Annotated in this window: 19 protein-coding genes; 6 read left to right on the plus strand and 13 right to left on the minus strand. The window is 71.9% G+C overall.

The window, feature by feature from the left end; genetic code table 11:
- Positions 1 to 11: 11 nt before the first annotated feature.
- The 3 genes from ACZ6B1_RS27385 to ACZ6B1_RS27395 all read right to left on the minus strand — a co-directional run bounded on the left by ACZ6B1_RS27385 (position 12) and on the right by ACZ6B1_RS27395 (position 3456).
- The gene (locus ACZ6B1_RS27385; protein WP_468782623.1) at positions 12 to 590 is read right to left on the minus strand and encodes a GH25 family lysozyme; all 579 of its coding nucleotides are present in this window, start codon (positions 588 to 590) and stop codon (positions 12 to 14) included.
- A 360-nt stretch (positions 591 to 950) separates the two neighbouring features.
- The gene (locus ACZ6B1_RS27390) at positions 951 to 2141 is read right to left on the minus strand and encodes an acyltransferase family protein (RefSeq protein ID WP_468782625.1); all 1191 of its coding nucleotides are present in this window, start codon (positions 2139 to 2141) and stop codon (positions 951 to 953) included.
- A 193-nt stretch (positions 2142 to 2334) separates the two neighbouring features.
- Complete coding sequence (locus tag ACZ6B1_RS27395) at positions 2335 to 3456, minus strand: PP2C family protein-serine/threonine phosphatase (protein ID WP_468782627.1); 1122 nt, start codon at positions 3454 to 3456, stop codon at positions 2335 to 2337.
- Between the two features lie 155 nt (positions 3457 to 3611).
- On the opposite strand from ACZ6B1_RS27395, the gene ACZ6B1_RS27400 reads away from it, so the two are divergent.
- On the plus strand, positions 3612 to 4202 hold the full coding sequence (locus tag ACZ6B1_RS27400; RefSeq protein ID WP_468782629.1) for a GNAT family N-acetyltransferase: 591 nt from the start codon (positions 3612 to 3614) through the stop codon (positions 4200 to 4202).
- A gap of 197 nt (positions 4203 to 4399) precedes the next feature.
- On the opposite strand, the gene ACZ6B1_RS27405 is transcribed toward ACZ6B1_RS27400, so the two are convergent.
- The 5 genes from ACZ6B1_RS27405 to ACZ6B1_RS27425 all read right to left on the minus strand — a co-directional run bounded on the left by ACZ6B1_RS27405 (position 4400) and on the right by ACZ6B1_RS27425 (position 12831).
- Positions 4400 to 5626: a serine/threonine-protein kinase gene (locus ACZ6B1_RS27405; RefSeq protein ID WP_468782631.1), complete on the minus strand. Its 1227-nt coding sequence runs from the start codon at positions 5624 to 5626 to the stop codon at positions 4400 to 4402.
- Positions 5627 to 6093: 467 nt separating this feature from the next.
- The gene (gene atzF, locus ACZ6B1_RS27410) at positions 6094 to 7764 is read right to left on the minus strand and encodes an allophanate hydrolase (RefSeq protein WP_468782633.1); all 1671 of its coding nucleotides are present in this window, start codon (positions 7762 to 7764) and stop codon (positions 6094 to 6096) included.
- Entirely contained in the window at positions 7761 to 11348 is a 3588-nt protein-coding gene (gene uca / locus ACZ6B1_RS27415; protein ID WP_468782635.1) for an urea carboxylase, read from the minus strand. Before uca ends, atzF begins: the two co-directional genes overlap by 4 nt.
- A gap of 5 nt (positions 11349 to 11353) precedes the next feature.
- The gene (locus ACZ6B1_RS27420; protein WP_468782637.1) at positions 11354 to 11992 is read right to left on the minus strand and encodes an urea amidolyase associated protein UAAP2; all 639 of its coding nucleotides are present in this window, start codon (positions 11990 to 11992) and stop codon (positions 11354 to 11356) included.
- On the minus strand, positions 11989 to 12831 hold the full coding sequence (locus ACZ6B1_RS27425; protein WP_468782639.1) for an urea amidolyase associated protein UAAP1: 843 nt from the start codon (positions 12829 to 12831) through the stop codon (positions 11989 to 11991). Before ACZ6B1_RS27425 ends, ACZ6B1_RS27420 begins: the two co-directional genes overlap by 4 nt.
- 157 nt (positions 12832 to 12988) lie before the next feature.
- Between ACZ6B1_RS27425 and ACZ6B1_RS27430 the strand changes: the two genes are divergently transcribed.
- Positions 12989 to 13669 (plus strand): TetR/AcrR family transcriptional regulator, encoded by a 681-nt coding sequence (locus ACZ6B1_RS27430; RefSeq protein ID WP_468782640.1) that lies wholly within the window; start codon positions 12989 to 12991, stop codon positions 13667 to 13669.
- 31 nt (positions 13670 to 13700) lie between these two features.
- Here ACZ6B1_RS27430 and ACZ6B1_RS27435 read toward each other — a convergent pair whose 3' ends face one another.
- Positions 13701 to 15266, minus strand: a complete 1566-nt coding sequence (locus tag ACZ6B1_RS27435; protein WP_468782642.1) for an amino acid permease — start codon at positions 15264 to 15266, stop codon at positions 13701 to 13703.
- Positions 15267 to 15585: 319 nt separating this feature from the next.
- Positions 15586 to 16698, minus strand: a complete 1113-nt coding sequence (locus ACZ6B1_RS27440; protein WP_468782644.1) for a catalase family protein — start codon at positions 16696 to 16698, stop codon at positions 15586 to 15588.
- Between the two features lie 214 nt (positions 16699 to 16912).
- Between ACZ6B1_RS27440 and ACZ6B1_RS27445 the strand changes: the two genes are divergently transcribed.
- Positions 16913 to 17203: a hypothetical protein gene (locus ACZ6B1_RS27445; RefSeq protein ID WP_468782646.1), complete on the plus strand. Its 291-nt coding sequence runs from the start codon at positions 16913 to 16915 to the stop codon at positions 17201 to 17203.
- A 15-nt stretch (positions 17204 to 17218) separates the two neighbouring features.
- Here the strand turns inward: ACZ6B1_RS27445 and ACZ6B1_RS27450 are convergent, their stop codons facing one another.
- Positions 17219 to 18088: a class II glutamine amidotransferase gene (locus tag ACZ6B1_RS27450; RefSeq protein ID WP_468782648.1), complete on the minus strand. Its 870-nt coding sequence runs from the start codon at positions 18086 to 18088 to the stop codon at positions 17219 to 17221.
- A gap of 268 nt (positions 18089 to 18356) precedes the next feature.
- On the opposite strand from ACZ6B1_RS27450, the gene ACZ6B1_RS27455 reads away from it, so the two are divergent.
- Positions 18357 to 18905: a putative immunity protein gene (locus ACZ6B1_RS27455; RefSeq protein ID WP_468782650.1), complete on the plus strand. Its 549-nt coding sequence runs from the start codon at positions 18357 to 18359 to the stop codon at positions 18903 to 18905.
- A gap of 165 nt (positions 18906 to 19070) precedes the next feature.
- A complete protein-coding gene (locus ACZ6B1_RS27460) occupies positions 19071 to 19724 on the plus strand; it encodes a M15 family metallopeptidase (protein WP_468783096.1) in 654 nt (217 codons plus the stop codon).
- A 3-nt stretch (positions 19725 to 19727) separates the two neighbouring features.
- Here ACZ6B1_RS27460 and ACZ6B1_RS27465 read toward each other — a convergent pair whose 3' ends face one another.
- On the minus strand, positions 19728 to 20648 hold the full coding sequence (locus ACZ6B1_RS27465) for an EamA family transporter (protein ID WP_468783097.1): 921 nt from the start codon (positions 20646 to 20648) through the stop codon (positions 19728 to 19730).
- 52 nt (positions 20649 to 20700) lie between these two features.
- On the opposite strand from ACZ6B1_RS27465, the gene ACZ6B1_RS27470 reads away from it, so the two are divergent.
- Positions 20701 to 21225, plus strand: coding sequence for a MarR family winged helix-turn-helix transcriptional regulator (locus ACZ6B1_RS27470; RefSeq protein ID WP_468782652.1), 525 nt, complete (start codon positions 20701 to 20703; stop codon positions 21223 to 21225).
- A 107-nt stretch (positions 21226 to 21332) separates the two neighbouring features.
- On the opposite strand, the gene ACZ6B1_RS27475 is transcribed toward ACZ6B1_RS27470, so the two are convergent.
- Complete coding sequence (locus tag ACZ6B1_RS27475; protein WP_468782653.1) at positions 21333 to 23096, minus strand: thiamine pyrophosphate-dependent enzyme; 1764 nt, start codon at positions 23094 to 23096, stop codon at positions 21333 to 21335.
- Between the last annotated feature and the right edge of the window lie 14 nt (positions 23097 to 23110).

Raw genomic sequence — 23110 nt, forward strand, 5'->3', positions numbered from 1 at the left:
CCGGACTCTGTTCAGTTCTTCACGCCGTTGATACCGCCCGAGAAGGCGACCAGCTCCGCCTTGGAGGTGAAGACGCTCACGTTGGTGTCCAGCGGCTTGTCCGTGTACTGGTGGAACACCCACTTGCTCTGGACGTGCGGCTTGCCCGCAGCCACGCCGTACTCGGCGATCCAGAGGAAATCTCCCGCATCGCCGGTGGTGTCCCGGTGAAGCCAGAAGTCCCGGTTGCAGTACAGGCCTATCTTGTGGCTGGAGCCGCGCAGTCGCCTGACCTCGGCGATGAAGGAGTCCTTCTCCGCGCAAGTGGCCGCGGTGCCGCCCGGGTTGGTCTCCCAGTCTACGACCATCAGGTCGTACTCGATGCTCGCGCTGCCCTCCACGAAGTGGGCCGCCTGCTCCTTGATGTGCCCCGGGTGCAGGAAGTGGTAGAAGCCGACGACCAGTCCCGCGGCGCGGGCGTGTGCGGCCTGTTCCTTCTGCTTGGGGTTGACGTAGGAACGACCCTCGGTGCCCTTGATGAACGCGAAACTGGTCCCGGCGGTGGGGAAGTTCGCGTCCTGGAATGCGGATACGTCATAGCCTTTGATCATCACGGTGATCCTCCCGATGCGTCGATCCGGAGGGGGCACCGTGGGGCGGCCACGCGGAAAACGTCGCGCCTTGTCCGAGAGGGGGCCCGTCGACGGCTTCGGCGTCACCGACGCCGAAATCCACCGCGTTCTCGCCGCAGTGCTCGTGGTGCTGCCGCTTCAAACACCAGGTGTCCGCGCGCCATTCCGGCACGGTGCGGTCCTCCACGGTCTCCTTCCACGATCTGACCAGTGGGCGGATCGCGCAACTTGCGGGTTGTGGGCGCGGTGAGATGATGCCGCCGTGCCGAGTGGTCTCGACGCGCTGCTGACAGGGGCGTCCTGGAGAGGTGCCCCCGTATGAGCCGTGGGTCACGGTCCTCACGGTGTGACACGGAAGTCCTCGCCAAGTGCCTGCTCTGGCAGCGGAAGAGCGTGCGCGGGCGTGCGGGCCGGGACAGGGGCGGGAGCCGGGGCCAGCAGCCAGCCCACCGGGGGCCGGGTCAGGGGCTGAGCGAGGCGGCGCACGGGCGCTGACGCGAGGAGCGCCGTGAGCAGGACTCCGCCCAGCAGCAGGGCGATCAGCTCCGGCGTGGTGTCGGCCCGCTCGATCAGGCCCTTCTCCCGCAGCGGCAGGATGACGAGCGGATGCAGCAGGTAGACGGTGAAGCCGCCCGCGCCGAGCGCGGAGACCAGCGGCAACCGCCGCTTCGGCATCAGGCGCAACATGCACAGCACCAGCGTCGCCGCCGAGGCCAGTACGGCCAGCCGCACCAGCCAGGCGCCTTCCATGCCCAGTGCGGTGTCGGCCCTGTAGGCGTGGCGCATCGACAGCCAGGTGCCCTGGACGTCCCGGTGCCACCGCCAGGCCGCAAGTCCCGCGGCGAGCACGCCGGCAGCAGCAGCCGGGAGGCTCCACCGGCTCTCGAACCACGTGCTGAACATGCCTTGCCCCAGCCGCCAGCCGAAGTAGAACAGCGGCATGTAGACCAGGGTCCGGCTGGCCGAGAACTGGAGGCCGAACTCCTCCACGTAACCGACCGCGAGGGCCACCGCCGTAGTCACCAGCAGGGGGTGGCGCAGTTGGGCCACCAGCGGCAGCAGCAGCCTCCAGAAGAAGAGCGACATCAGAAACCAAAGGGTCCACGGCAGCTGGGTGATGTGCAGGGTGAAGGGTGACCCGAGGGCGTACGACTCCACCGAGAACAGCACGCTGAACAGGAGCGCGGGGAGCACGATGCTGCGCAGCAGGGTCCGCAGATGGCGCGGGCCGAGCGGCCCGGCGCTGCTGAACACCCCGGCCAGTACCACGAAGGCGGGAACTCGGAAGGCCCAGGCCGCGACGTGGAAGGCGTGCAGCGGGCCGTAGCGGTCCATGATGCTGCCCATGGTGTGCAGGACCACGATGAGCGAGGCGGACACGAACCGGGTGTTGTCCCACCAGGGGTTGCGGGCCGGACTCCCGCCGGTGGCACTGGCGGGGTCGGATGGGCCGGTGGGGCCGCGGGTCTCGGCGGGTCTCGGCGTCGGGCTGTCCATCGCGGGCGTGTACTCCTGACGGGGCTCTGGCAACAGAAGAGGCCACCTTCGCGACCCCGGTGAAGGGGCCGGTTACGCGGCGCGGCCCGGACGGTGAACGGCGCGTGTACGACCTGGGTCGTCGGCGCGGTGCAGGCACCGGCGGAGGGCCGGACGCGCGCCACCGGGTGCTCGTGGCCGCGGCCCGGGGGTGCTCAAGTCGGTCGAGCGTGCGCCGGCCGAGAATTCAGACCGCCTCGCGGCGGATCGCGACCACGGCCGCGTCGTCGTCGAGATGTCCGTGGACGTGGGCCAACAGGTCGTCCCGGAGACCGCGCAGGAGTGCGTCGGGGTCGTCCTTGGTCCACTCGGCCGCCCGTTCGGTGAACGGATAGAAGAGTCCGTCGGTGTCGCGTGCTTCGAAGACGCCGTCCGTGTAGAGGAGCAGCAGGTCGCCCACCTCGAACGGGAACGTCTGGACCTCGTAGGCGGCGATACCGAAGGGCCCGCCGAGCCCGATCGGAAGGTGGCTCGCCTCGGGCACGAGCGGGGTGATGCGACCCCCTCGCAGGAGCAGCGGCGGTGGGTGGCCGCAGCTGATGAGGTGGACGACCGGATCGTGGTCGGGGATGTCGAGCAGGATCGCGGTGGCGAAGTCCTCGTCGGTGTCCTGCTCTTCCTGTGATCGCCACTGGCTGGTGTCCCAGCGCAACGCGGCGTCCAGGTGGACGGCGAGGCGAGGCAAGGTGGCCTGCCGGTGGGCGGCCGCACGGAAGGCGCCGAGCAGCAGGGCGGCGTTGTTGATCGCGGCCAGCCCGTTGCCGCGCACATCGCCGATGAGGAGCCGGGTGCTGTGGTGGTCGGTCCGTGCGGCCGCGTACAGGTCCCCGCCCAGATCGGCCTCTTCCTCGGCGGGGATGTACAGGCCGGCGATCCGGAGCGGGCCGGTGCGGGCGGGCAGTGGCCGCAGCAGCACGCTCTGCGCCGCCTCGGCGACGGACCGCACCCGGTGCAACTGGCGCTCACGCCGGTCCCGGACCACGCAGATGCTGACGCAGACGGCGGAGACGACGATCAGCGCGATGATCTGGGCCTGGATGTTGGCGGTGGACAGGACCCCTCTCAGCACACCGATCAGCACCTGGGCCGCCACCGCGAGCGCTCCCATCAGCGCCGTCACGCGGGCGCCTGCGAAGGCCACCGTGATCGCCGGTGCCGCCACGAGCAGGGGACCGAGGTGGATGTGCGGCGGAGCAAGCACATCCACCACACACACCGTGACGATCAGCGCCAGTGGGACGACCAGCAGCGCGGATGTGTAACCCGGCCGCCAGGAACGCCGGAAGTCCCGCCACGGTCGAAAGGCCATGCCCCAAGCCTTCCACTTGCCCCCGCATACCGGAATGCGGCACTCCGGAGGCCGGGCCCGGGAGAGTGGGAGTTCATCGGACGCCCAGGACGTTCCGGCCGCCGGCAGTGATCGCAGCTGGTCGCTCCCGGGGCCGGCTGGCTAGGCTGCCGGTCATGAATCCGGCCATGACCAGCGGTGCGACCACTGAGCCCGTCATCCTCGATGCCGTGGGGCTGGCTTCCGATCCGGAGCTTGAGGTTCCGTTCGCGGAGTCGGCTCACCGGATCCTGGCGGATCTGGTCAGCGGCGGTGCCGCGCTGGGCTGGGTGGACCCACCCTCACGGGACGAGGTGGCGGACCTTCTCGGCCATGTCGTCTCGGCGGCGCGGGCCGGGGACGCGGCCCTGCGTGCCGCATACCTCGACCGTCGGCTTGTCGGGCTGGGGTACTGGCTCCGTTACGCCCGACCGACCCATCGGCCGCACGCCGACCTGGAGAAGCTCGCGGTGGACGCCGGCTGCCATGGTCGTGGTGTGGGTCGGGCGCTGACCGCTGGTCTGATCACCGACGCCCGGGGGGCGGGCATCGAGGTCCTCACTCTGGACGTCCGTGGCGACAACAGCGATGCCCTGCACCTCTACCGGTCGCTGGGCTTCACCGAGTACGGCCGTCTGCCCCGCTTCGTCGCCGTGGGCGAACGCCGCTACGACAAGGTCTTCTGCATGCTGGACTTCCGCGGCGACTGCCTGTCGTCGACTGGCTGACGGTCTTCTCGCCGATGCCGGTGAGGAGCGCCCCGGCAGCCGGCCCCGCGCACCGGTGAGTCCGCCGGACAGGACGGAGCGGGTACCGGTCGATCTCCTGCTCGCGCGGGGCGGCGGGCTGACGGCTGACGCGTACCCGAACGTCGTCACAGCTGTTGGCGAAACGGATTGACGAACTCGCCCGGTCTGTCCGGTCCCTACCGCCCGGCCAGGTACGCGCCGAGTACGGGGTCGAGCCGGGTGAGCCACTCGGTCAGCCGGGCCGTCCGGCGGGCGTTCAGCTCGCACTCGAACACGCTGCCGTCCCACAGCCGGACCGCCACCGTCAGCCGGTTGCCCCGCGGGGCGCGCACCACCCCGGCCATCTCCGCCCACTCGAAGTCCGCCGCTGCGCCGCCGACTTCGAGGATGATCCCGGTCGCGTTCACGACGACACGGCTGTCCCGGTCGGTGAGCACCACCTCGGGCGGGCCCAGCGGGACGGGCGGTCCGAACCCGTACGGGCTCCCCGGCGGGGTCGCGGGAAGCGGCGGCGGCTGCCGGTACGCCGGGGGGGCCGGCGCGAAGGGCTGCGGGGCGGGCGGGGCGTACGGGGAGGGCGCCGGGGGAACGGCGACGGTCGGGGAGTACGCCGGCGGACCCGGCTCCCGGGACTCCCCCGTGACCATGTCCAGCAGCCGGGAGGGCGTCGGCCGGGCCGCGGGGTCCTTGGCCAGGCAGGCCGAGACCAGGTCCGTCAGCCCGGCGGGCACGGCGGCCAGGTCGGGCGTCTCGTGGACGGAGCGGTACATCAGCCCCATGGGTGTGCCCTCGCCCCAGGCGCTGCCACCGGCCGCGGCGACCAGGACGGCACCGAGGGCGAACACGTCGGCGGCGCCGGTCACGTCGTGGCCGAGGGCCTGCTCGGGGGCGAGGAAGCCGGGAGTGCCGAAGGCGGTGCCGGTGGCGGTGAAGCGGGTGGACTCCACGGCCCGGGCGATCCCGAAGTCCAGCACACGGGGTCCGTCCTCGGCCATGATGATGTTGCCGGGCTTGAGGTCGCGGTGCACCAGGCCGCGGGCGTGGATGGACTCCAGCGCCTCGGCGAGGGCGGCGGCCAGCGCCCGCAGCTGCGGCTCGTCCATCGGGCCCTCGGCGGCGAGCCGGGCCGCGAGGGTCGGCCCGGGGATGTATGCGGTCGCCAGCCACGGCGGGTCGCCGTCGACGTCGGCGTCGACCACGGAGGCGGTGTGGAAGCCACCGACCGTGCGGGCCGCCTCGACCTCGCTGCGGAACCGCTCCCGGAAGACCGGGTCCGCCGCCAGCTCCGGCTTGGCCACCTTCAGCGCGACCGCGCGCCCACCCCGTGTCCGGGCCAGGAACACGGTTCCCATCCCGCCCTCACCGAGCTTGCGCTCGACGAGGTACCCCCCTATCCGCTCCATGCGCACAGTATGGCGGCAGGTCCACCGTGCTCCGCCACCCGACTTCCGGCTCGACCGGAACCCTGCTGCGCCGTGGTGGCCTCTGCCTCGGGCGCTCGCCTGCCCGCTTCGATGTCCCTCGTGTGTGGCATCGAGGGGCAACTGGACGAGGGGCGATGCCCCGTGTTCGCTCCCGTGTCTGTCGGCCGGCGCGTCCGCCCAGCAGCCGCTGGACGGTCGCGGCGCGAACGGCGGCGAGCAGACCGAACGGCGGGCCGGGATCAGGGCAACGGCTGCTCCGCCCAGATGATCTTGCCGTGGGCGGTGTGGCGGGTGCCCGGATGTGGTCGCCCTACGCCGGGCCAGGAGCGGGCTGATGACCTGACAGAACGGGTTTTTGCCCCGTACGGGGGCCGGTGTCTGCCCCCACTCGGGCGGTGCCGGCACGGACACGTGCCGTCCCAGTACTGCGGCCCGGGCACCGGTCATCACGGGTCGTCGTGACGGCAGTCCGACTGCAGGTACGTGCGCCAGCCGCCGAACGAGGTGATGTCACGGGCACCCTCGACGGCCAGGGGCTCGCAGAGGAAGCCGGTCACCGAGCTGCCGTCCGCGAGTTCCACGCTGCCGAGCGCCATCGGGCGGGGCAGCGCAGCGGCCAGCGCACCCAGCCCCTCGGCGGGCAGCCGCCACACCTCGGCCTCGACGGCCCCGCCGCCCGCGCCGACCCGGACCAGACCCGGCTTCGCGGGCACCGTGTCCAGCGCGTACAGCCGGTAGACGGGGGCTGTCGTGGTGGTGCGCAGCAGCCGGCCACCCGCGGCGAGCAGTTGCCCGTTCAGGGGCAGTCCGGACAGATGCGCGCCGACCACCGCCAGCGGCAGTGGCGGGGCGGTGAGCAGTCCGGCGATGCGCGCGAGCCGCTGGTCGGTGAAGGCCGGGCCGACCAGCATGACGCCGAACGGCAGCCCGTTCACCTCTGTGGCGGGGACGGACACCGCCGCCAGGTCGAAGAGGTTGGTCGAATTGGTGTAGCGGCCGAGCCGGGCGTTCGCGCCCAGCGGGTCGGCCGCGACTTCGGCGATGGTCGGGTGGCCCGGTGCGGTCGGCAACAGCAGGGCGTCCGCGTCGCCGAGCGAGGCGAGGGCGCGCAGCCGGAGGGACTCCAGCCGCCGCCGGTCCGCGTAGAGCTGGTGGGCCCGGATGTCCCCGGACCGGGAGATGATGGCGGCCACGGTCGGGTCGAGGCCGGGGGAGCCGGCGTGCGCGTCGATGAAGGCGCCGACGGCGGTGTAGCGCTCGGCGACGAACGCCCCCTCGTACAGCATCGCGGCCGCCTCGGTGAACGGTGCGAGGTCGACGGGCAGCAGCTCGGCGCCCGAGTCGGCGAGCCGCCGCGCCGCAGCCTCGAACGCCTGGACCCAGCCCGGGTCCAGTCGGCCCAGCTGTCCGGCCGGCGGCACGGCGATCCGCCACGGCCCCGGCCGTCGTGGGACCGGGGCCGTGGGCGCGCGTCCGGACGGCGCCACCATGAGGGACAGTGCCTGCTCGGCCTCCGGGAGCGTACGGGCGAAGACCGTGACGCAGTCGAGCGAGGCGCAGGCAGGAACGACACCCTCGGTCGGCACCAGTCCGATGGTCGGCTTCAGGCCGACGATCCCGTTGAATGCCGCCGGGACCCGGCCCGAGCCCGCCGTGTCCGTGCCGAGCGCGATGTCGACGATGCCGAGCGCGACGGCGACCGCCGAGCCGGAGGAGGAGCCGCCGGACACGCGCTCCGGCGCGACGGCGTTGCGGACCGCGCCGTAGGGGCTACGGGTGCCGACCAGGCCGGTGGCGAACTGGTCGAGGTTCGTGGTGCCGAGGACCACCGCGCCCGCCGCCCGCAGCCGGGCCACCGCCGGGGCGTCCGCGTCCGGCAGGTACGCGTACGCGGGGCAGCCGGCGGTGGTCGGCAGCCCGGCCACATCGATGTTGCCCTTGACCGCGAGCACCGTCCCTGCCAGCGGCAGCCGTTGACCGGCGGCCACCTTGGCGTCGACCGCGGCGGCGTCGGCCTCCGCCTGGGCCCGCGGGCGCAGGCCGATCCACACCTCGGGCCGGTCCACCCGCGCGATGCGCGCGTAGGCGGCCCGTACCCGCTCCACCGCCGTGATCACGCGGCTGCCTCCATGTTCTGGACGGGAGCGAGGACGACGAGGGCGGTGCCCGCCTCGACCTGGCTGCCCGGCCTGGTCAGGACCCGCACCACGACGCCGTCGGCGGGGGCCGGGACGCGGGACTCCATCTTCATGGCCTCCAGCACGAGGAGCGGCTGCCCGGCCGACACGCGGTCGCCGACCTCCACGCCCACCTGCCAGACGGAGGCGGTGAACTCCGCTTCGACCAGATGGCCGCCCTCAGGCACGGCGATGTCGGTGGCCGGCGGGGGCACCTCCGCGGCCGTCTCGGCCCGCGTGAACTCGCCCGCCGCCTCCCAGGCCGCCCGCTCCGCGTCGAACGCCGCGCCCTGCCGGGCCCGGAAGGCGGCGATGGAGCCGGCGTTCTCGGCGAGGAACCGCCGGTGGTCGGCGAGCGAGAAGGACCCTTCCTCGATCCGCGGGACGAAACGGCCGGAGATGATGTCCGCGCGTAGCTCCAGCAGTTCCTCCGCCTCAACCGGGTACCACCTGATCCGGTCGAAGAACCGCAGCAGCCAGGGCCTGCCCGGCTCGAAGGCGCCGCGCTGCCGCCAGCCCGACCAGACCTGGGTGGTGCGGCCGACGAACTGGTAGCCGCCGGGGCCCTCCATCCCGTAGACGCACAGGTACGCGCCGCCGATGCCCACCGAGTTCTCCGCGGTCCAGGTGCGGGCGGGGTTGTACTTCGTCGTCACCAGCCGGTGCCGCGGGTCCAGCGGCGTGGCCACCGGCGCGCCCAGGTACACGTCGCCCAGGCCCATGACCAGGTACTCGGCGTCGAAGACGGTGCGGTACACCTCGTCCACCGTCTTCAGGCCGTTGACGCGGCGGATGAATTCGATGTTCCAGGGGCACCACGGGGCGTCGTCGCGCACGCCCGCCATGTAGCGGGCGATGGCCTCCCGGGTCGCCGGGTCGTCCCAGGACAGCGGCAGGTGGACGGTGCGGCTGGGTACCACCAGCTCGTCGGTGGCGGGGAGTTCCTCCTCCACGCGCCGGGCGATACCGAGTAGCTCGTCCAGCGGCAGGACACCGGGGTCCGTCCGCACTTGGAGGGAGCGGACGCCGGGGGTCAGGTCGGTGATCCTGTCCGGGTGCCGCGCCGTCAGCGCCTGCGCGAGCGCGTGGATCCGCATGCGCAGGGCCAGGTCGAGCTGCATCGGTCCGTACTCGATGAGGAGGTTGTCGTCGCCGCTGCGCCGGTACGTCACCGACGGGCGCGTCCCGGTCTCCGGGAGGCGGGCCAGGACGCCTCCGTCGACGACGGGCGCGCGGTCGGCCCGCGGGGCCGCCGACGGGTTCCGCCGCAGACCGGCGGCCGCCTCGATGGTGACGGGGACGAAGCGGACGGTGTCGCCGGGGCGGAGCTGCCCGAGTTTCCAGCGCTGCCCGGTCACCACCGTGGCCGGGCAGACGAAGCCGCCGAGCGAGGGCCCGTCGGGTCCGAGCAGGACGGGCATGTCGCCGGTGTAGTCGACGGCCCCGACGGAGTACGGGGTGTCGTGGATGTTGGACGGGTGCAGGCCGGCCTCGCCGCCGTCCGTCCGCGCCCACCGCGGCTTGGGGCCGACGAGGCGTACGCCAGTGCGCGCCGAGTTGAAGTGCACCTTCCAGTCCGCGCCGTAGAAGTCGCGGATGTCGTCCTCGGTGAAGAACTCGGGCGCGGCGTGCGGGCCTTCGACCGCGCCGATGGACCACGCGCCGCCGAAGGCCGGGCGCCGGTCCGCGGGAACGGCGGAGGCCGCCGGACGTCGTTCGCCGCCGTGCAGGACGTCGCCCGCGCGCAGGGCACGGCCGCCGTGCCCGCCGAACCGGCCCAGGACGAAGGTGGCCGCGCTGCCCAGGAACTCCGGTACGTCCAGGCCGCCCGCGAACAGCACGTAGGTGCGCAGGCCGTGCTCGTGGGGGGCCCCGACGGCCAGGATCTGCCCGGCCTCGACAGTGACCGGCTCCCACTGCGGTACGGCGGTGCCGTCGACCATCACCGGCGCGGGCGCGCCCGTGACGCAGACGGTCGTCGGGTGCGTGAAGCGCAGGGATGGTCCCTGAAGAGTGCACTCGAGGCCGGGCGCGCCCTCGACGTTGCCGAGAGCGGTGTTGCCGAGGCGGAACGAGAGGTCGTCCATCGGCCCGCACGGCGGGACGCCGACCTGCCAGTGGCCGGTGCGTCCCGGCCAGTCCTGGACGGTGGTCAAGGTGCCCGGCGCGACGGTCTCGATGCGGGGCGTGGGGTCGCCGATCCCGGCGAGCGAGGCGGTGCTGTGGGCCGCCGCGCGCACGCCGGCGTCGCCCAGCGCTGCCCGCACCAGGCCGAGGTTGGTCTCGATGCCGTCGAGGCGGGTGGCGGCGAGCGCCGCGTCCAGCCGGTCGAGCGCCTCGGTCCGGTCGGCGCCGTACGCGACGACTTTGGCGAGCAGCGGGTCGTAGGAGGTGGTGACCTCGGTACCGGTCTCCACCCACGTGTCCACGCGGACCCCGGCGGGGAAGGCGACCCGGGTGAGCAGACCCGCGCTCGGGCGGTGGTCGCGGGAGGGGTCCTCGGCGTAGAGGCGGGCCTCCACGGCGTGGCCCTTCGGCACCGGCGGCGTGGTGACGACGGCGGTGTCGCCCTGCGCGAGGCGCAGCATCCACTCCACGAGGTCGACGCCGTAGATCTCCTCGGTGACCGGGTGCTCCACCTGCAGGCGGGTGTTGACCTCCAGGAAGTACGCCTCCTCGCGTGCGGCGTCGTACACGAACTCGACCGTGCCGGCGGAGCGGTAGCGGACGGAGGCGCACAGATCGCGGGCGGCGGTGGTCAGTCGCTCGCGGACCCGGTCGGGGAGGTTCGGCGCCGGGGCCTCCTCCAGGACCTTCTGGTTGCGGCGCTGCAGCGAGCAGTCTCGGTCCCCGAAGGTGACGACACGGCCCTCGCCGTCGCCGAAGACCTGTACCTCGACGTGGCGGGCGGACTCCACGAGTCGTTCCAGGAAGACGCCGGCGGAGGAGAACGAGGCGGCGGCCACGCGCTGGACCCGGTCCCAGGCGTCGGCGAGGTCGCCGGCGTCGCGGCACGCCCGCATGCCGATGCCCCCGCCACCACCGGTTGCCTTCAGCATCACCGGGTAGCCGATCCCCTCGGCCGCGGCGAGGGCCGCGTCCACGTCGGACAGCAGCCCGGTGCCCGGGGCCAGCGGCACGCCCGCCGCCTGAGCGGCCGCCCGCGCGGTGTGCTTGGCTCCGAACAGTTCGAGCTGTTCGGCCGTGGGGCCGACGAAGACCAGGCCCGCCTCGGCACAGCGGCACGCGAAGCCGGCGTCCTCCGACAGGAAGCCGTAACCGGGGTGGACGGCGCCCGCCCCGGTGTCCTTGGCCGCCCGGAGCACCAGGTCGGCGTCGAGGTAGGACTGCTTGGCGGGGGCCGGGCCGAGCCGTACGGCCTCGTCGGCCAGCCGGACGTGCTCGGCCCCGCGGTCCGGGTCGGAGTAGACCGCGACGGTGCGCAGGCCGAGCCGGCGGGCGGTGCGGATGACGCGCGAGGCGATCTCGCCGCGGTTGGCCACCAGCAGGGTGTCGAACGTCATGGGATTCAGCTCCCGTCCGGCTCGGTGACGGTGGTGCGCAGGGCGGTCGGATCGAATCCGTTGCAGGGGTTGTTGATCTGCGGGCAGTTGGACAGCAGGACCAGGACGTCGGTCTCGGCCCGCAGCACGACCTTCAGGCCGGGGGCCGAGATGCCGTCGACGATGCCGAGGGTGCCGTCCGGCTCGACCGGCACGTTCATGTACCAGTTGACGTTGGACACCAGGTCGCGCTCGTCCAGGCCGTGTCGGGCGCCCTCCGCGAGAAAGTTCTCCACGCAGGCGTGCTGCGACCAGGTGTGGTGTCCGTAGCGGAGGGTGTTGGACTCCTTGGAGCAGGCGCCGCCGACGGTGTCGTGCCGCCCGCAGGTGTCCTCGACGACCGTCATCAGCGGCGTGTGCTCGCCCGACAGCAGCACCGAGCCGGTGGTCAGGAAGATGCCGCCCTGGGCCTGGATGGTGTCCGGGGCGCTGTAGCGCACGCAGGTGTCGTGCGCGTCGTAGACGAGGAAGTCGGCGGCCTGGTTGCCGTACAGGTCGGTGATGGTCAGCAGCGAGCCCGCGCGGACGACCGTGGACCAGGCGGCGCGGGCGGGGACGGTTACGTCGGTGACGACGTGTCCTGCGCGGGTGGTTGCGGTGGTCATGCGATCCCCCTGGCGGCGAGGTGCTCGGCGGTGTTGAGGAAGGCGCGGCGGCCCTCGGGCGTGGCGTTCCACAGCGCGTCGTCCGGGCCGGTGGGCCAGGCCCGGTAGGCGAGGACCTCCAGGGGGCCGGAGACGTAGTCCGGGCGCGGGTCCAGCGGGTGCGGGACGTTGGCGATCAGGACGGTCAGCGGCTGCTCGGCGCGCAGCGTGACGGACCCGCCGGGGCCCGCGGAGCCGGTGAACACGGTGGTGCCGTCCCCATTGATCCGTACGCCCTGGAAGAAGGAGACGGACGGCGGGACGTCCCGTGGGCCGAGCCCGTTCTTGAGGGCGGCGAGCTTGAACAGCTCACGCCCGGCCGGGGAGGCCGACTGAGGGGACCCGTCGCCGTAGCGGGCGGTGTTGCGGGCCAGGGCGGAGGTACCGGTGAGGGCGTCGTGCCGGCCGGAAGTGTCCGCGGTGACGGAGGCGAGGACCCGGCCCTGGCCGGACAGGAGCAGTTGGCCCTCACCGAGGTAGGCGTTCCAGAGCACCTTGACCGTGTCGGCCGCGTTCAGCCGCTCCCACGGGCGGTCCGCGCTGTACAGCAGGACGTGCGCGCACGCGTCGCCGGTGAGGTCGGTCAGCCGCAGCTCGGTGCCCCGCGCGAGGACCTTGTGGGTGTAGTTGCCGCCCGCCACCGTCTCGGCCCACACGAGGTCCTCACCGGCGATCCCCTCCGGCGGCGCCGGCCAGTCGGTCGCGGGGAGTACGGGCTTGGTGGCGGACTTCGTGCCCTCCTGGGCGCGGGCATGTTCCCGGGCACCACGGGCCGATGCTGTCGCTGACGGTGTCGTCACGGCTGAACCTCCGGCTCGGCGCTATTTCTGTCGTGCGACAGAAATTAGGGGCGGGTCGAGTCCGGGCCGTTGCCCGTGCGTTTCCGGGCGGTAACCGGCGTCTCACCGCGGCCGATCGGCGCCCGGGCAGCCCGCGGCCCTGTGCGAGGATCACGGAGTGAGCCCGCCCACCAGCAGAAGAGTCGGCCGCCCTCGGGCCCAGGAGCGTCCCGCCAGTGGACTCCCGCCCCGCGAGGAGGTGCTGGCGGCCGCTGCCGAGCTGTTCACCGCGTACGGCTACACCGCGACCTCCACCCGCGCGGTCGCCGAGCGGGCCGGACTGCGCCAGGCGTCGCTCTACCACTACTTCGACGGCAAGGAGGCGATCCTCGCCGCGCTGCTCGAAGGGACCGTCCGCCCCTCGCTGGAGATCGCGCGTGAGCTGGTGACCCGTACCGGGACGGCCGCCGAGGCGCGACTGTGGGCGCTCTGCCACTCCGACGTGCTGCTGCTGTGCGGCGGCCCGCACAACCCGGGGGCCCTTTACCTGCTCCCCGAGGCGCAGACAGAGCGCTTCGCCGTCTTCCAGCAGGTCCGGGCTGAACTGAAGGCCACATACGGGGAGTTGCTGGCAAACACGGAGCCGGGCGCGACCCTCGACGAGGAGGAGCTCGCCCTGCGTACAGACCTCGTCTTCGGCCTCACCGAGAGCGTCATCCTCATCCGGCGCGCCGACCCCGCCCGCGATCCGCGGGCCCTCGCCGCGGCGACAGCCGACGCGGCACTGCGGGTCGCGGGCGTACCGCAGCGCTCCCTGGCACGGCAGCGCCGCGAGGGGCAGCGGCTCCTCGCGGCGTGACGGTGACGGCGCACCCGGGGCGCGGGCCCGCTCAGACCGCTGCGGCCTCCGCCGCGTCCGTGCGGTCCGGCTCCCCGGCCGCCGTGGCGGCCGGCGCGCGGCGCCGGCACAGCGCGCCGGCGGCGACCGTGGCGCCGACGAACAGCACGGTGAACCACTGGAAGTACCAGTGGCCGCCCGCCGGGTCGTACACCCCGGCGCGGGGCCAGGAGAGATTGACCGTCATGAACAGCCCGTACCCGACCGCCAGGGCGTTGATCGGCAGACCCCAGCGGCCCAGGGAGAACAGCGGCCGGCCCAGCTCGTCGCGGCCGCCGGCGTCCGTGGCCGGCCACTGGCCCCTCAGCCGCCGGACCAGCATCGGCGCGGTGACCCCGGCGTAGGCGAGGTAGAGCATCGCGATGCACGTGGTGCCGATGGCGAGAAACGCCTCCGGGGAGGCGAGGTTGAGCAAGGCGAGCGCCGCGGCGAGGACGCCGACCACCAGCGCAGGGGCGAAGGGCATGCCCGTGCGCGGCGAGACCTTGGAGAGCCGTGCGGACAGCGGCAGCATCCCGTCGCGCGCCATGGAGAACAGCATCCGCGTGCCCGCCGTCTGGATGGCCAGCGTGGCCACGCAGATGGCGACCGCGACGTCCGCGAGCAGCGCCCTTCCCACACCGCTGCCCAGACTGCTGGTGAGGACGTAGCCCAGCCCCTCGGTGGCCAGCCGACCGTCCTTAAGGCTGGGCGCGGCCAGCACACCGCCGAGCAGCAGCAGGCCGCCCAGTACGCCTGCCGCGGCGAGGGCGCCGAGAATGGTACGCGGAGCGGTCCGGCGGGGGTTGCGGGTCTCCTCGCTCATCTCGCCCGCGCTGTCGAAGCCGATGAGGACGTAGGCCGCGGTGAACGAGCCCACCAGTAGCGCAGCCACCGGACCGCCCTGGCCGCCGGTCCTCAGGGTCACGCCGGCACCGCGCTCGGCGTGGGTGAACAGCAGGACGACGATGAGGACCGCGCCGATGATCTCGGCGGTGACGCCGACTCGGTTGACGGCGGACATCACGCGGTTGTCGACGACGTTCACGACCGTGGTCAGCACCAGCAGGAAGAGGGCCAGCAGGGCGGCGTTGGCCGTTCCGGTCGCCGTGGTGGGCGCCGGGTCGCCGCCGGCGAGCTGGAAACCGGACCAGATCGCGGGCAGTACGACCTGCAGCGCGAGCGCCGCCGCGGCAACCACGACCACCTGGCCGATCACCATGATCCAGCCCGTGAACCAGCCGAAGGCGGGACCGCTCAGCCGGGTCGACCACTGGTAGACCGCCCCGGAGATGGGATAGCGGGCGGCGAGTTCGGCGAAGCAGGCGGCCACGAGCAGCTGGCCGGCGAGCACGGCGGGCCAGGTCCACACGAACAGCGGCCCGCCGAAGGAGTAGCCGAAGGCGAAGAACTGGAAGACTGTGGTCAGGACCGAGATGAAGGAGAAGCCGGCAGCGAAGGACGCGTACCGCCCCATCTGCCGCCGCAGATCCTGGCGGTAGCCGAATGCGGCGAGCATGTCGTCGGCGGCGGCGCCGGCGGACGGAGGTGGCGGTGCGGGATCGGTGGTCACGGTCATGGCGGTCCCCTGTCGCGGAGGCGTGATCCTGCGAGTTCCTGTCGTGCGACAGAAATTAGGGACGCCCCGTTTCCCCGGGGTGTCACGACCGTGTCCGCACCGTAAGTGACTCCTCTCCGTGGCTCCAGGGCCTCACCGCTTTCCCGAGGAGGGCCCCACGTGCGGGCGGTTCACGCCACTTGGGAGGGCCCGCCGCTACACGTCGTCACGCTCCGGGAAGAGCACGTGAGCGGCGTCGAGAATCCGTTGCCGGGTCGCTCGTCGCCCTGCCGCAGTCCCAGTGCGGTCGGCACAGGCGGCGGGACGCGGCTGAGCCGGCTCATCCGAGTAGTTGCGCGCTGCTGACCGGTTCGCGCCGCTGCTGTCCATTGACGCGGTGCCGTTCGATGGACGAACGCCGGTACACCTCCTGCCGCACCCGCTGGATCTCGCCGACAGGCCGGTGCTCCTCGCGTGAGCGCCACGGTGTGATCGACGTGGCGTCGGCGGCCGCCACGTTCTCGTCCCCGCCGATGTCCTGGCGCGGGAGGTCCACACGGGCGACGGTCACCCACGGGGACTGTTCCTGGGGCCACTTCACCGAGGTGTTGTCCACCGGCATGTGGACCAGATCGGTGTTGAGCTGCACCTGGAGTTCGAAGGAGTGGTCCCGTTCCGCGGCCTCGGCAACGAGTGTGTGGCGGAACGCCTCGTTGTCCGCGCGCACGTCCACGATCTCGTGCGTCAGGGAGGCCACGGACTCGGTCGTGGGCACGGTCCGGATCTTGGCGATGTGGTCGCCGTACCGGAAGGCGCCCATGCTGTTGTAGGTGTACGACAGCAGGTTCCTGCGCGGGACGGTGGTGAACGACAGCATGGCGAACAGTTCGTCCCACAGCCAGCTGTCGGGATCGATGAGCGTGCCCCGGCGGGTCAGGAACTCCGCCATCCAGGTCTTGCGGCGGGCTGGGTTCACCAGGGCCTCCGGCAGCTCCGCGAACAGGTCCTCGATGACCATGTAGTCGTAGGCGGTGTTCGCGAAGAAGACATCGTTGTTGATCAAGTTGAGGTCAAAAGTACCGCTGTCCGGTTCGTCGTCCAGCAGTGAGGGGCCGGGGACCCCGAACAGCTTGATGCCCATCCCACACGCCGCGCCCAGCTGATGGTCGGGGCGCTGATGACCAAGGCCGTTGGAGTAGCGGACGACGGCGTCGTACACGGTGGGTCGGGCGAAGATGCCCTGACCGTAGAAGCCGCGGTTGTCACCGACCGTAACCGTGGCCTTGAGAAGGCCGTAGGTCTTTCCGTGGGCCGTGCGGACGGCGCGGCCGACGACCTCGCGCTCGACCGAGGTGCGGGTGCGCTGCGCCACCTGCGCCACCACCGCATCCAACTCCTGCTGGTAAGTCTGACGTTCGGCGGGGCGGTAATCCTCGTAGCGGACAGGATCCATGGTGTTGCCTCCCTGTGCTGTGGTATCGACTCCAGACGCTAGCCAGCAATTAAATTGTGCACAACATAACTGACTGTGATGAATCACACGTTGGCGAGCGCAATCACGTCGGGGGCATACCACTCCCCAGGGGCGATGCATACGGTGCTCGAAGGCGGACGGGGCGGCCGACCTTGCACCCCGCGCGGGTGCTGACGGACGGCCAGCTCGCGCGGTGGCCGCAGCCACCGACCCGGCCTCCTTCGACCGCTACGCCCGTTCCTGGCACGGCAGTTACCACCTGCCGGCCAGTCTGCACGGCCGGGTACGTGCGCAGGGCACCGTGACCGATGTCCGGTCTCTGTTTCATGGCGGGACGCACCGGGTCGACCGGGCCGACGTCCTGGCCGACCTGATCGGGGCACCCCTCGACGAGGGCCGGCTCGCGCTCCAGATGCTCAGTCCGGGCGTGCTCCACCCGCTGTCGGCGCGACCCGTGTGGCGCATCCTGTGGTCCGCCCACTGATCCAAACGAAAGACCCTAGGCGGCCTTCTGCGATGCGGCCGCACCGGGATGCAGGTCGTCGAGGGTGAGCCGGTGCACCGGGGGGTCCGGCAGGAGGATCTGGCGACCGACGTGCAGGTCGGAGCCCACGTGGAGGAGTTCGCCGGGCTCCAGGAGGCGCCAGTCGGGATGGTCGTCCATCCGCTCGCTTGCGACGATGACGGCGGGGTGCTCGGCGAGGGATGCCGAGTGGACACGCATCCGGCCGTGACTTCCGCTGTGATCGAGATGCCGGCTGCCGTGCTGGCCACCCGCCGGACGCTCGAGGACGTACAACTCGTGGGTGTCCGGGTAGCGCAGCGCCCACAGCTCCCGGGGTGTGATGAGGATCAGGTTCATGGCGAAGACGGGCAGGTTCTCGGCGATCCACCGGGCGGCCTGCCGGACGCCCTCGGTGACGTCACCGCCGTTCCGCCGGGTCTCCCGGGTGATCATGGCGAAGAAGCGCTCGGAGTCGGTGTCGCCGCGGACCAGCGTCCGGTCCTCGCCCAGATGGTCGTCGAGCGCGTCGAGCCCCTCGATCACGCCGTTGTGCGCGAAGAGCCGCCCGTCCTGCTCGAAGGGATGGGTGTTGCGGATGTCGAGGCTGCCGGTCGAGGCGTAGCGGACATGGGCGATGAAGGTCGCGGACTCGTCCTGCCGGGCCTCCTCGGCGAAGGCGCGGTCGCGGTAGGCGGCGATGGGGGCCTTGTCGACGCACGGGGTGCCGTCGGCGGAGAAACGGCCGAGGCCGGTGCCATCGGGGTCACGGTGACTCTGCCTGCTGAGGCTGTCGGGCGCGTCCAGCAGCCAGAACGTGGCGTGCGTACGGAGTGGGGCGCTGCTGAGCCCGAAAAGGCGGCACATGGTTTCCTCCGTGATGGCCCGCTTACGACGGGATGCCGACCGGGTTTCCCCCCGGCCGCCTGATGAACCTCGGCACGCCGTGGCGCAGGCCCCTCAGCATCGCGCAGGGCGGGCGCGTCGGCGAGCGGGCCGGCGACGAACAGACCAAGGACGTGAAGCGGGCGGTCTTCCCCGCAGCGCCGCGGCGCATACGGCATTTACCGCGCCGCCGCTCACCTCGCCGGCACGGGCGATCCCCTGACGCCGACAACTGGTCGAGAATGGAATCGTGGCGGAGGACGAGAGCGAGATCGCGCTGAGTAGCCAGGACCTTCGTGAGGTCACCGCGTTCGCTGCGGCGTGCGCGGAAGTGGTGCTCGAGGTTTTCGAGGCCGATCAGCCGGAGGACTCGCGGCCTCGGGACGCCATCGGTGCCGCGTGGGCGTTCGCTCGGGGCGGTGAGCGGGGGAAGTCCCTGCGCGACACGGCCTGGGCGGCCCTCAAGGCAGCCAAGGGTGCGGACACCGCGGCTGGGCGCGAGGCAGCCTGGGCAGCGATGTCCGCGGCAGGCGCCGCCTACTTGCATCCGCTGGCCAAGGCCACCCAGGTCAAGCACATTCTCGGAGCAGGCGCTCACGCGGCCAGGGCAGCGGAACTCGTAGCCGGCCAGGATCCGCGCATCGGCGCCGAACACGTCGAGCGGGCGGTGCGTCGTGCGACACCGGTCGTCGTGGAGGTACTCGGACGTTTCCCACCGGCACCGAGTGGCGGTGGCCGGGTCGGAGAGTTGATTCGCATGCTGGACGCCGCCCTTCGTTCATTCACCCCCGCTGAATGACTTTCACCGTCCACCTGACGCGACCCCGCCCCTGATCACGGATCGTAAGCCCCGCCAGGGGCCCAGCCGTTCGTGATTGTCTGAGCGCGCGACACCGTCCGTCCCGCACACCGAGTGCACCGCCTCGGTCCCCCCGATGAGGAGCCGCAGTTGAGCATCGTCCTGATGTCCGACCCCCGGGTCGCCGCCATCCCCGTCCAGGAATGCGGGGAAGACCTCGTCGACACCCGCGCATCCGGTCTGTTCCTCGTCGACGAGCGCAGGTACGACCCGAACGGCCACTTCGCGCACCTGCGCCGAGGAGCGGCCGACCGCCTCCAACTCGCCCAGCGACTCCTTCCGCCGGGCTTTCGCCTCCTGATCGTCGAGGGCTACCGACCGCCCTCCCTCCAGCGCGCCTACTTCGAGGAGTACTCCGCGGAACTCCGTCACGCCCACCCCGACTGGACCGACAGCCGGATCCACCAGGCAGCGAGCCGTTACGTCTCCCCGCCGCAGATCGCACCGCACAGCGCCGGAGCGGCCGTCGACCTCACTCTCGCCGACCGCGACGGCAACGAGGTGGACATGGGAACGCGTATGAACGCCTCCCCGGAGGAGAGCGACGGCGCCTGCTACACCCACTCGGACAGGGTCAGCCCGTCCGCCCGCGCGCATCGCGAGACCCTCTGCCGTGCCATGTCGGCGTCGGGATTCGTCAACTATCCGACCGAATGGTGGCACTTCAGCTACGGAGACCGGTACTGGGCGCTCGACACCGACCGATCAGCCGCCATTTACGGCCCACGAGCGCACCCGGAGCTCCGCCCGCGTCCCTGATCTTCACAAGGAATCGCGTGTGGAGGGCGTTCGCGCGGGACGTTGGCCGGCCACGGGGCGGGGATGCACCTGACTGCTGTCGCGGCGGCTCGCGGGCCTGGGCCGACCCAGGACGACTCCGGTCAGGACCAGGACCAGTCCGCACAGTTGCTGAACGCCCAGCGTCTCCCCCGCGACAGTTGTACCGAGCAGGACACCGGTGACGGGGTTGAGCAGTCCGATCAGTCCGACGGTCCCCGCCGGCAGGTGCCGCAGTCCGGTGAACCAGGCGGCGAAGGCCAGCGCGGTGGCGACCGTGGCCACGTAGCCGAACGCGAGGAGCGTCGGCGTCGACAGCGTGGGCGGAGGGCCCTCCACGGAGGCGGCGACCGGGAGCAGGAACAGACCTCCGGCGGTGAGCTGCCAGGCGGTCGAGGCGAGCACGTCGGTACCGGCGCTCCACCGCTTGGCCAGGATGTGCCCGAAGGACGACACCAGCATGGCGGCGGTCGAGGCGAGGACTCCCGGCACGCTCACCCCTTCCGTCCCGGTGAGCAGCATGAGGCAGACCCCGGCGAGTCCGATCGCGGCGCAGGCCAGGTGGCCGGTCCGGGGCCGTTCGGACACCAGGGGCCAGGCCATGAGCATCATCGTCAGCGGGGACACCGCCATGACGGTCGAGGCGACGCTCGTCGGCAGCAGCTGGGAGGCGGCGTAGACGAGGACGAAGAACACGCTCACGTTGAGCAGCCCGAGCACCGCGGACCGCCACCACCACACCCCACGCGGCCGCTGTCTGCGCAGAGCGAGCAGGACCAGGCCTGCGGGCAGCGCCCGCATGGCGGCGCCGTAGAGCGGGCGGTCGGCCGGCAGGAACTCGTGTGTGACGAAGTAGTTGGTTCCCCAGGCCACCGGCGCGACCGCGGTCACTGCCACCCAGCGCATATTAGCTTCCATGGAAGCCAATATAACTTCCCGGGAAGCTATCATGGATGGCATGGAGCACGGTGAACCGATGGACCGAGTGGCCCGCATCCAGGCGGACTGGCGCCGCGAGCGCCCCGACGTCGACATCACGCCGCAAGGAGTGATCGGCCGGCTGCACCGCCTGGCCGACCGGCTCACCGGGGAACTCTGCCTCGTCTACGGCCGCTACGGCCTCAGCGAGGGAGAGTTCGACGTCCTGTGCGCGCTGCGCCGTGCCGGGGATCCCTACGAGCGGGCGCCCGGCGAGCTCGCCGCGCACACCATGGTCACCACCGGCGCGATGACGAAGAGAATCGACCGCCTGGAGCGAGCCGGACTCGTCACCCGCCGCCGTTCCGACGACGACCAGCGCGGCCGGATCGTCGCCCTCACCGGGCCCGGGCGCGAACTGATCGACCGAGCGTTCACCGACCACATGCGCAACGAACGCCACCTGCTGGATCTGCTGACGCCCACCGAGGCCGAGTCACTCGAAACGCTGCTCACGACCTGGCTCTCCCGCATGGAGCAGCCACGCCTTCCCCATACGGAATGACCTCCCCCTGAACTCCGCGGTGGTTCGCTGCCGGGCGCCGCCGGCGCGGGCCGGGGCGCGGCGCGCGCCCACCCCGGCCGACAACCGGCGTTCCCGCGAGGTTCCGGTCAGTTTCCGTCCGGCTCTCCGTTGCTGCGCACGATTTCCTTCACCTTCGCCAGCGCGAACCCCCAGCCCTGCTCGACGGTCGGCTTGGCCGGAACGGCGATCTCGTCGGGGTTGGTGAGGACGTCGAGCAGCACCGGGCCGGGACTGCGGAAGGCGCGTCGCACGGCGCTCTCCACGTCGGCGGGATCCGTCACGCGGATACCGGTGATGCCCATGGCCTCGGCCACGGCGGCGAAGTCGGGGTTGTCGAGCACCGTGCCGAACTCGGGCAGGCCGGCCTGCTCCTGTTCGAGTTTCACCATGCCCAGCCGGCGGTTGTCGAAGACGACGAGTTTGACGGGGAGCCGGTACGTCTTCAGGGTCATGAGATCGCCGAGCAGCATGCTCAGTCCGCCGTCGCCGCAGAAGGCGACAACCTGTCGCTCACGGTCCAGGCACTGGGCGCCCAGGGCCTGGGGCATGGCGTTGGCCATCGAGCCCAGGTTGTAGGAGCCCATGAGGCGTCGCTCGCCGCGCATCTCGACGAAACGCGAAAGCCACACCGTGGCCATGCCCGTGTCGGAGGTGAAGACCGCGTCGTCCGCCGCCACGCGGTCGACGGCCGCGGCCAGGACCTCCGGGCGGATGTCATGAGCCCGGTTGTCCAGCGCGGAGCGGATGCGGCCCACGACACCCTTGTCGTGGGAGGGGTCGGCGAGCCGGGCCTGACCGGTGCGCCAGCGGTCGAAGCGTTCCCGCGCCTTCTCCAGGTGCGAGCGGTCGCGTGCGCCGTCGGACCCGGCGGGCGCGGCGGTGAGGTGGTCCAGGAGGTCGCGTACGGTGGCGCCGGTGTCCCCCACCAACCCGACGTCGACCGGTACCCGGCGCCCGATGTGGGTCGCCTCGGTGTCCACCTGGATCACGTTCCGGCCCTCGGGATACCAGTCCCGGTAAGGGAAGTCCGTGCCGAGCAGCAGAAGAGTGTCCGCCTCCTGGAGGGCCGCCGCCGCTGCGGGATTGCCGATCAGTCCCGTCTGGCCGACCTGGAAGGGATTGCCGTCGCCCTCGAAACCGGCCTTGGCCTTCAGGGTGAGCACCATGGGTGCGGCGAGACGGTCGGCGAGGGTGAGGACGTCCTGGCGGGCAGCCCGGGCTCCCTCGCCGACGAGCAAGGTGACGCGCTCGGAGCGGTCGAGGAGTTCCGCGGCGCGGTGGACGGCGGCCTCGTCCGGACGGCTCACCGGGGCGTTCAGGGAGAACCGGGCCGGCCGGTCGGCCGTCAGTTCGCGCTCGCCCAGGTCGCCCGGCACGGTGAGGACGGCGACGCCCTTGCGGCCCAGTGCGTGGCGCACCGCGGTCTCCAGCATCTGCGGCAACTGGTCGGGCGAGGTGACGGTCGCACGGAAGACGGCCACGTCGCTGAAGAGGGCGTCGTTGTCGACCTCCTGGAAGTAGTCGCTGCCGAGCTCGGCGAGCGGCACCTGGCCGGCGATGGCCAGGACCGGGGCATGGCTCTTGGCCGCGTCGTACAGCCCGTTGAGGAGGTGGACGGAGCCGGGTCCGACGGTGCCCATGCACACGCCGAGGGTTTCGGTGAGCTGCGACTGGGCGCTGGCGGCGAAGGCGGCCGCCTCCTCGTGCCGGCAACCCACCCACTCCAGGCCGTCGGTGGTGCGGATGGCGTCCGTCAGCGGGTTGAGCGCGTCTCCGACGACGCCGAACACCTGGCGCACGCCTAGTTCGCTCAGCGCGTCCACGATGACTTGGGCAACGGTACGGGGCATGCGATTCCTCCAGG

The sequence above is a fragment of the Streptomyces sp. NPDC041129 genome, from assembly GCF_055592265.1.

Coding starts and splice junctions, on each gene's coding strand:
- ACZ6B1_RS27465 (WP_468783097.1), bottom strand. CDS start 20,648: ATGCGCTGGGTGGCAGTGACCGCGGTCGCGCCGGTGGCCTGGGGAACC.
- ACZ6B1_RS27400 (WP_468782629.1), top strand. CDS start 3,612: ATGAATCCGGCCATGACCAGCGGTGCGACCACTGAGCCCGTCATCCTC.
- ACZ6B1_RS27475 (WP_468782653.1), bottom strand. CDS start 23,096: ATGCCCCGTACCGTTGCCCAAGTCATCGTGGACGCGCTGAGCGAACTA.
- ACZ6B1_RS27385 (WP_468782623.1), bottom strand. CDS start 590: ATGATCAAAGGCTATGACGTATCCGCATTCCAGGACGCGAACTTCCCC.
- uca (WP_468782635.1), bottom strand. CDS start 11,348: ATGACGTTCGACACCCTGCTGGTGGCCAACCGCGGCGAGATCGCCTCG.
- ACZ6B1_RS27460 (WP_468783096.1), top strand. CDS start 19,071: ATGTCCGACCCCCGGGTCGCCGCCATCCCCGTCCAGGAATGCGGGGAA.
- ACZ6B1_RS27395 (WP_468782627.1), bottom strand. CDS start 3,456: ATGGCCTTTCGACCGTGGCGGGACTTCCGGCGTTCCTGGCGGCCGGGT.
- ACZ6B1_RS27420 (WP_468782637.1), bottom strand. CDS start 11,992: ATGACCACCGCAACCACCCGCGCAGGACACGTCGTCACCGACGTAACC.
- ACZ6B1_RS27435 (WP_468782642.1), bottom strand. CDS start 15,266: ATGACCGTGACCACCGATCCCGCACCGCCACCTCCGTCCGCCGGCGCC.
- ACZ6B1_RS27470 (WP_468782652.1), top strand. CDS start 20,701: ATGGAGCACGGTGAACCGATGGACCGAGTGGCCCGCATCCAGGCGGAC.
- ACZ6B1_RS27405 (WP_468782631.1), bottom strand. CDS start 5,626: ATGGAGCGGATAGGGGGGTACCTCGTCGAGCGCAAGCTCGGTGAGGGC.
- ACZ6B1_RS27440 (WP_468782644.1), bottom strand. CDS start 16,698: ATGGATCCTGTCCGCTACGAGGATTACCGCCCCGCCGAACGTCAGACT.
- ACZ6B1_RS27450 (WP_468782648.1), bottom strand. CDS start 18,088: ATGTGCCGCCTTTTCGGGCTCAGCAGCGCCCCACTCCGTACGCACGCC.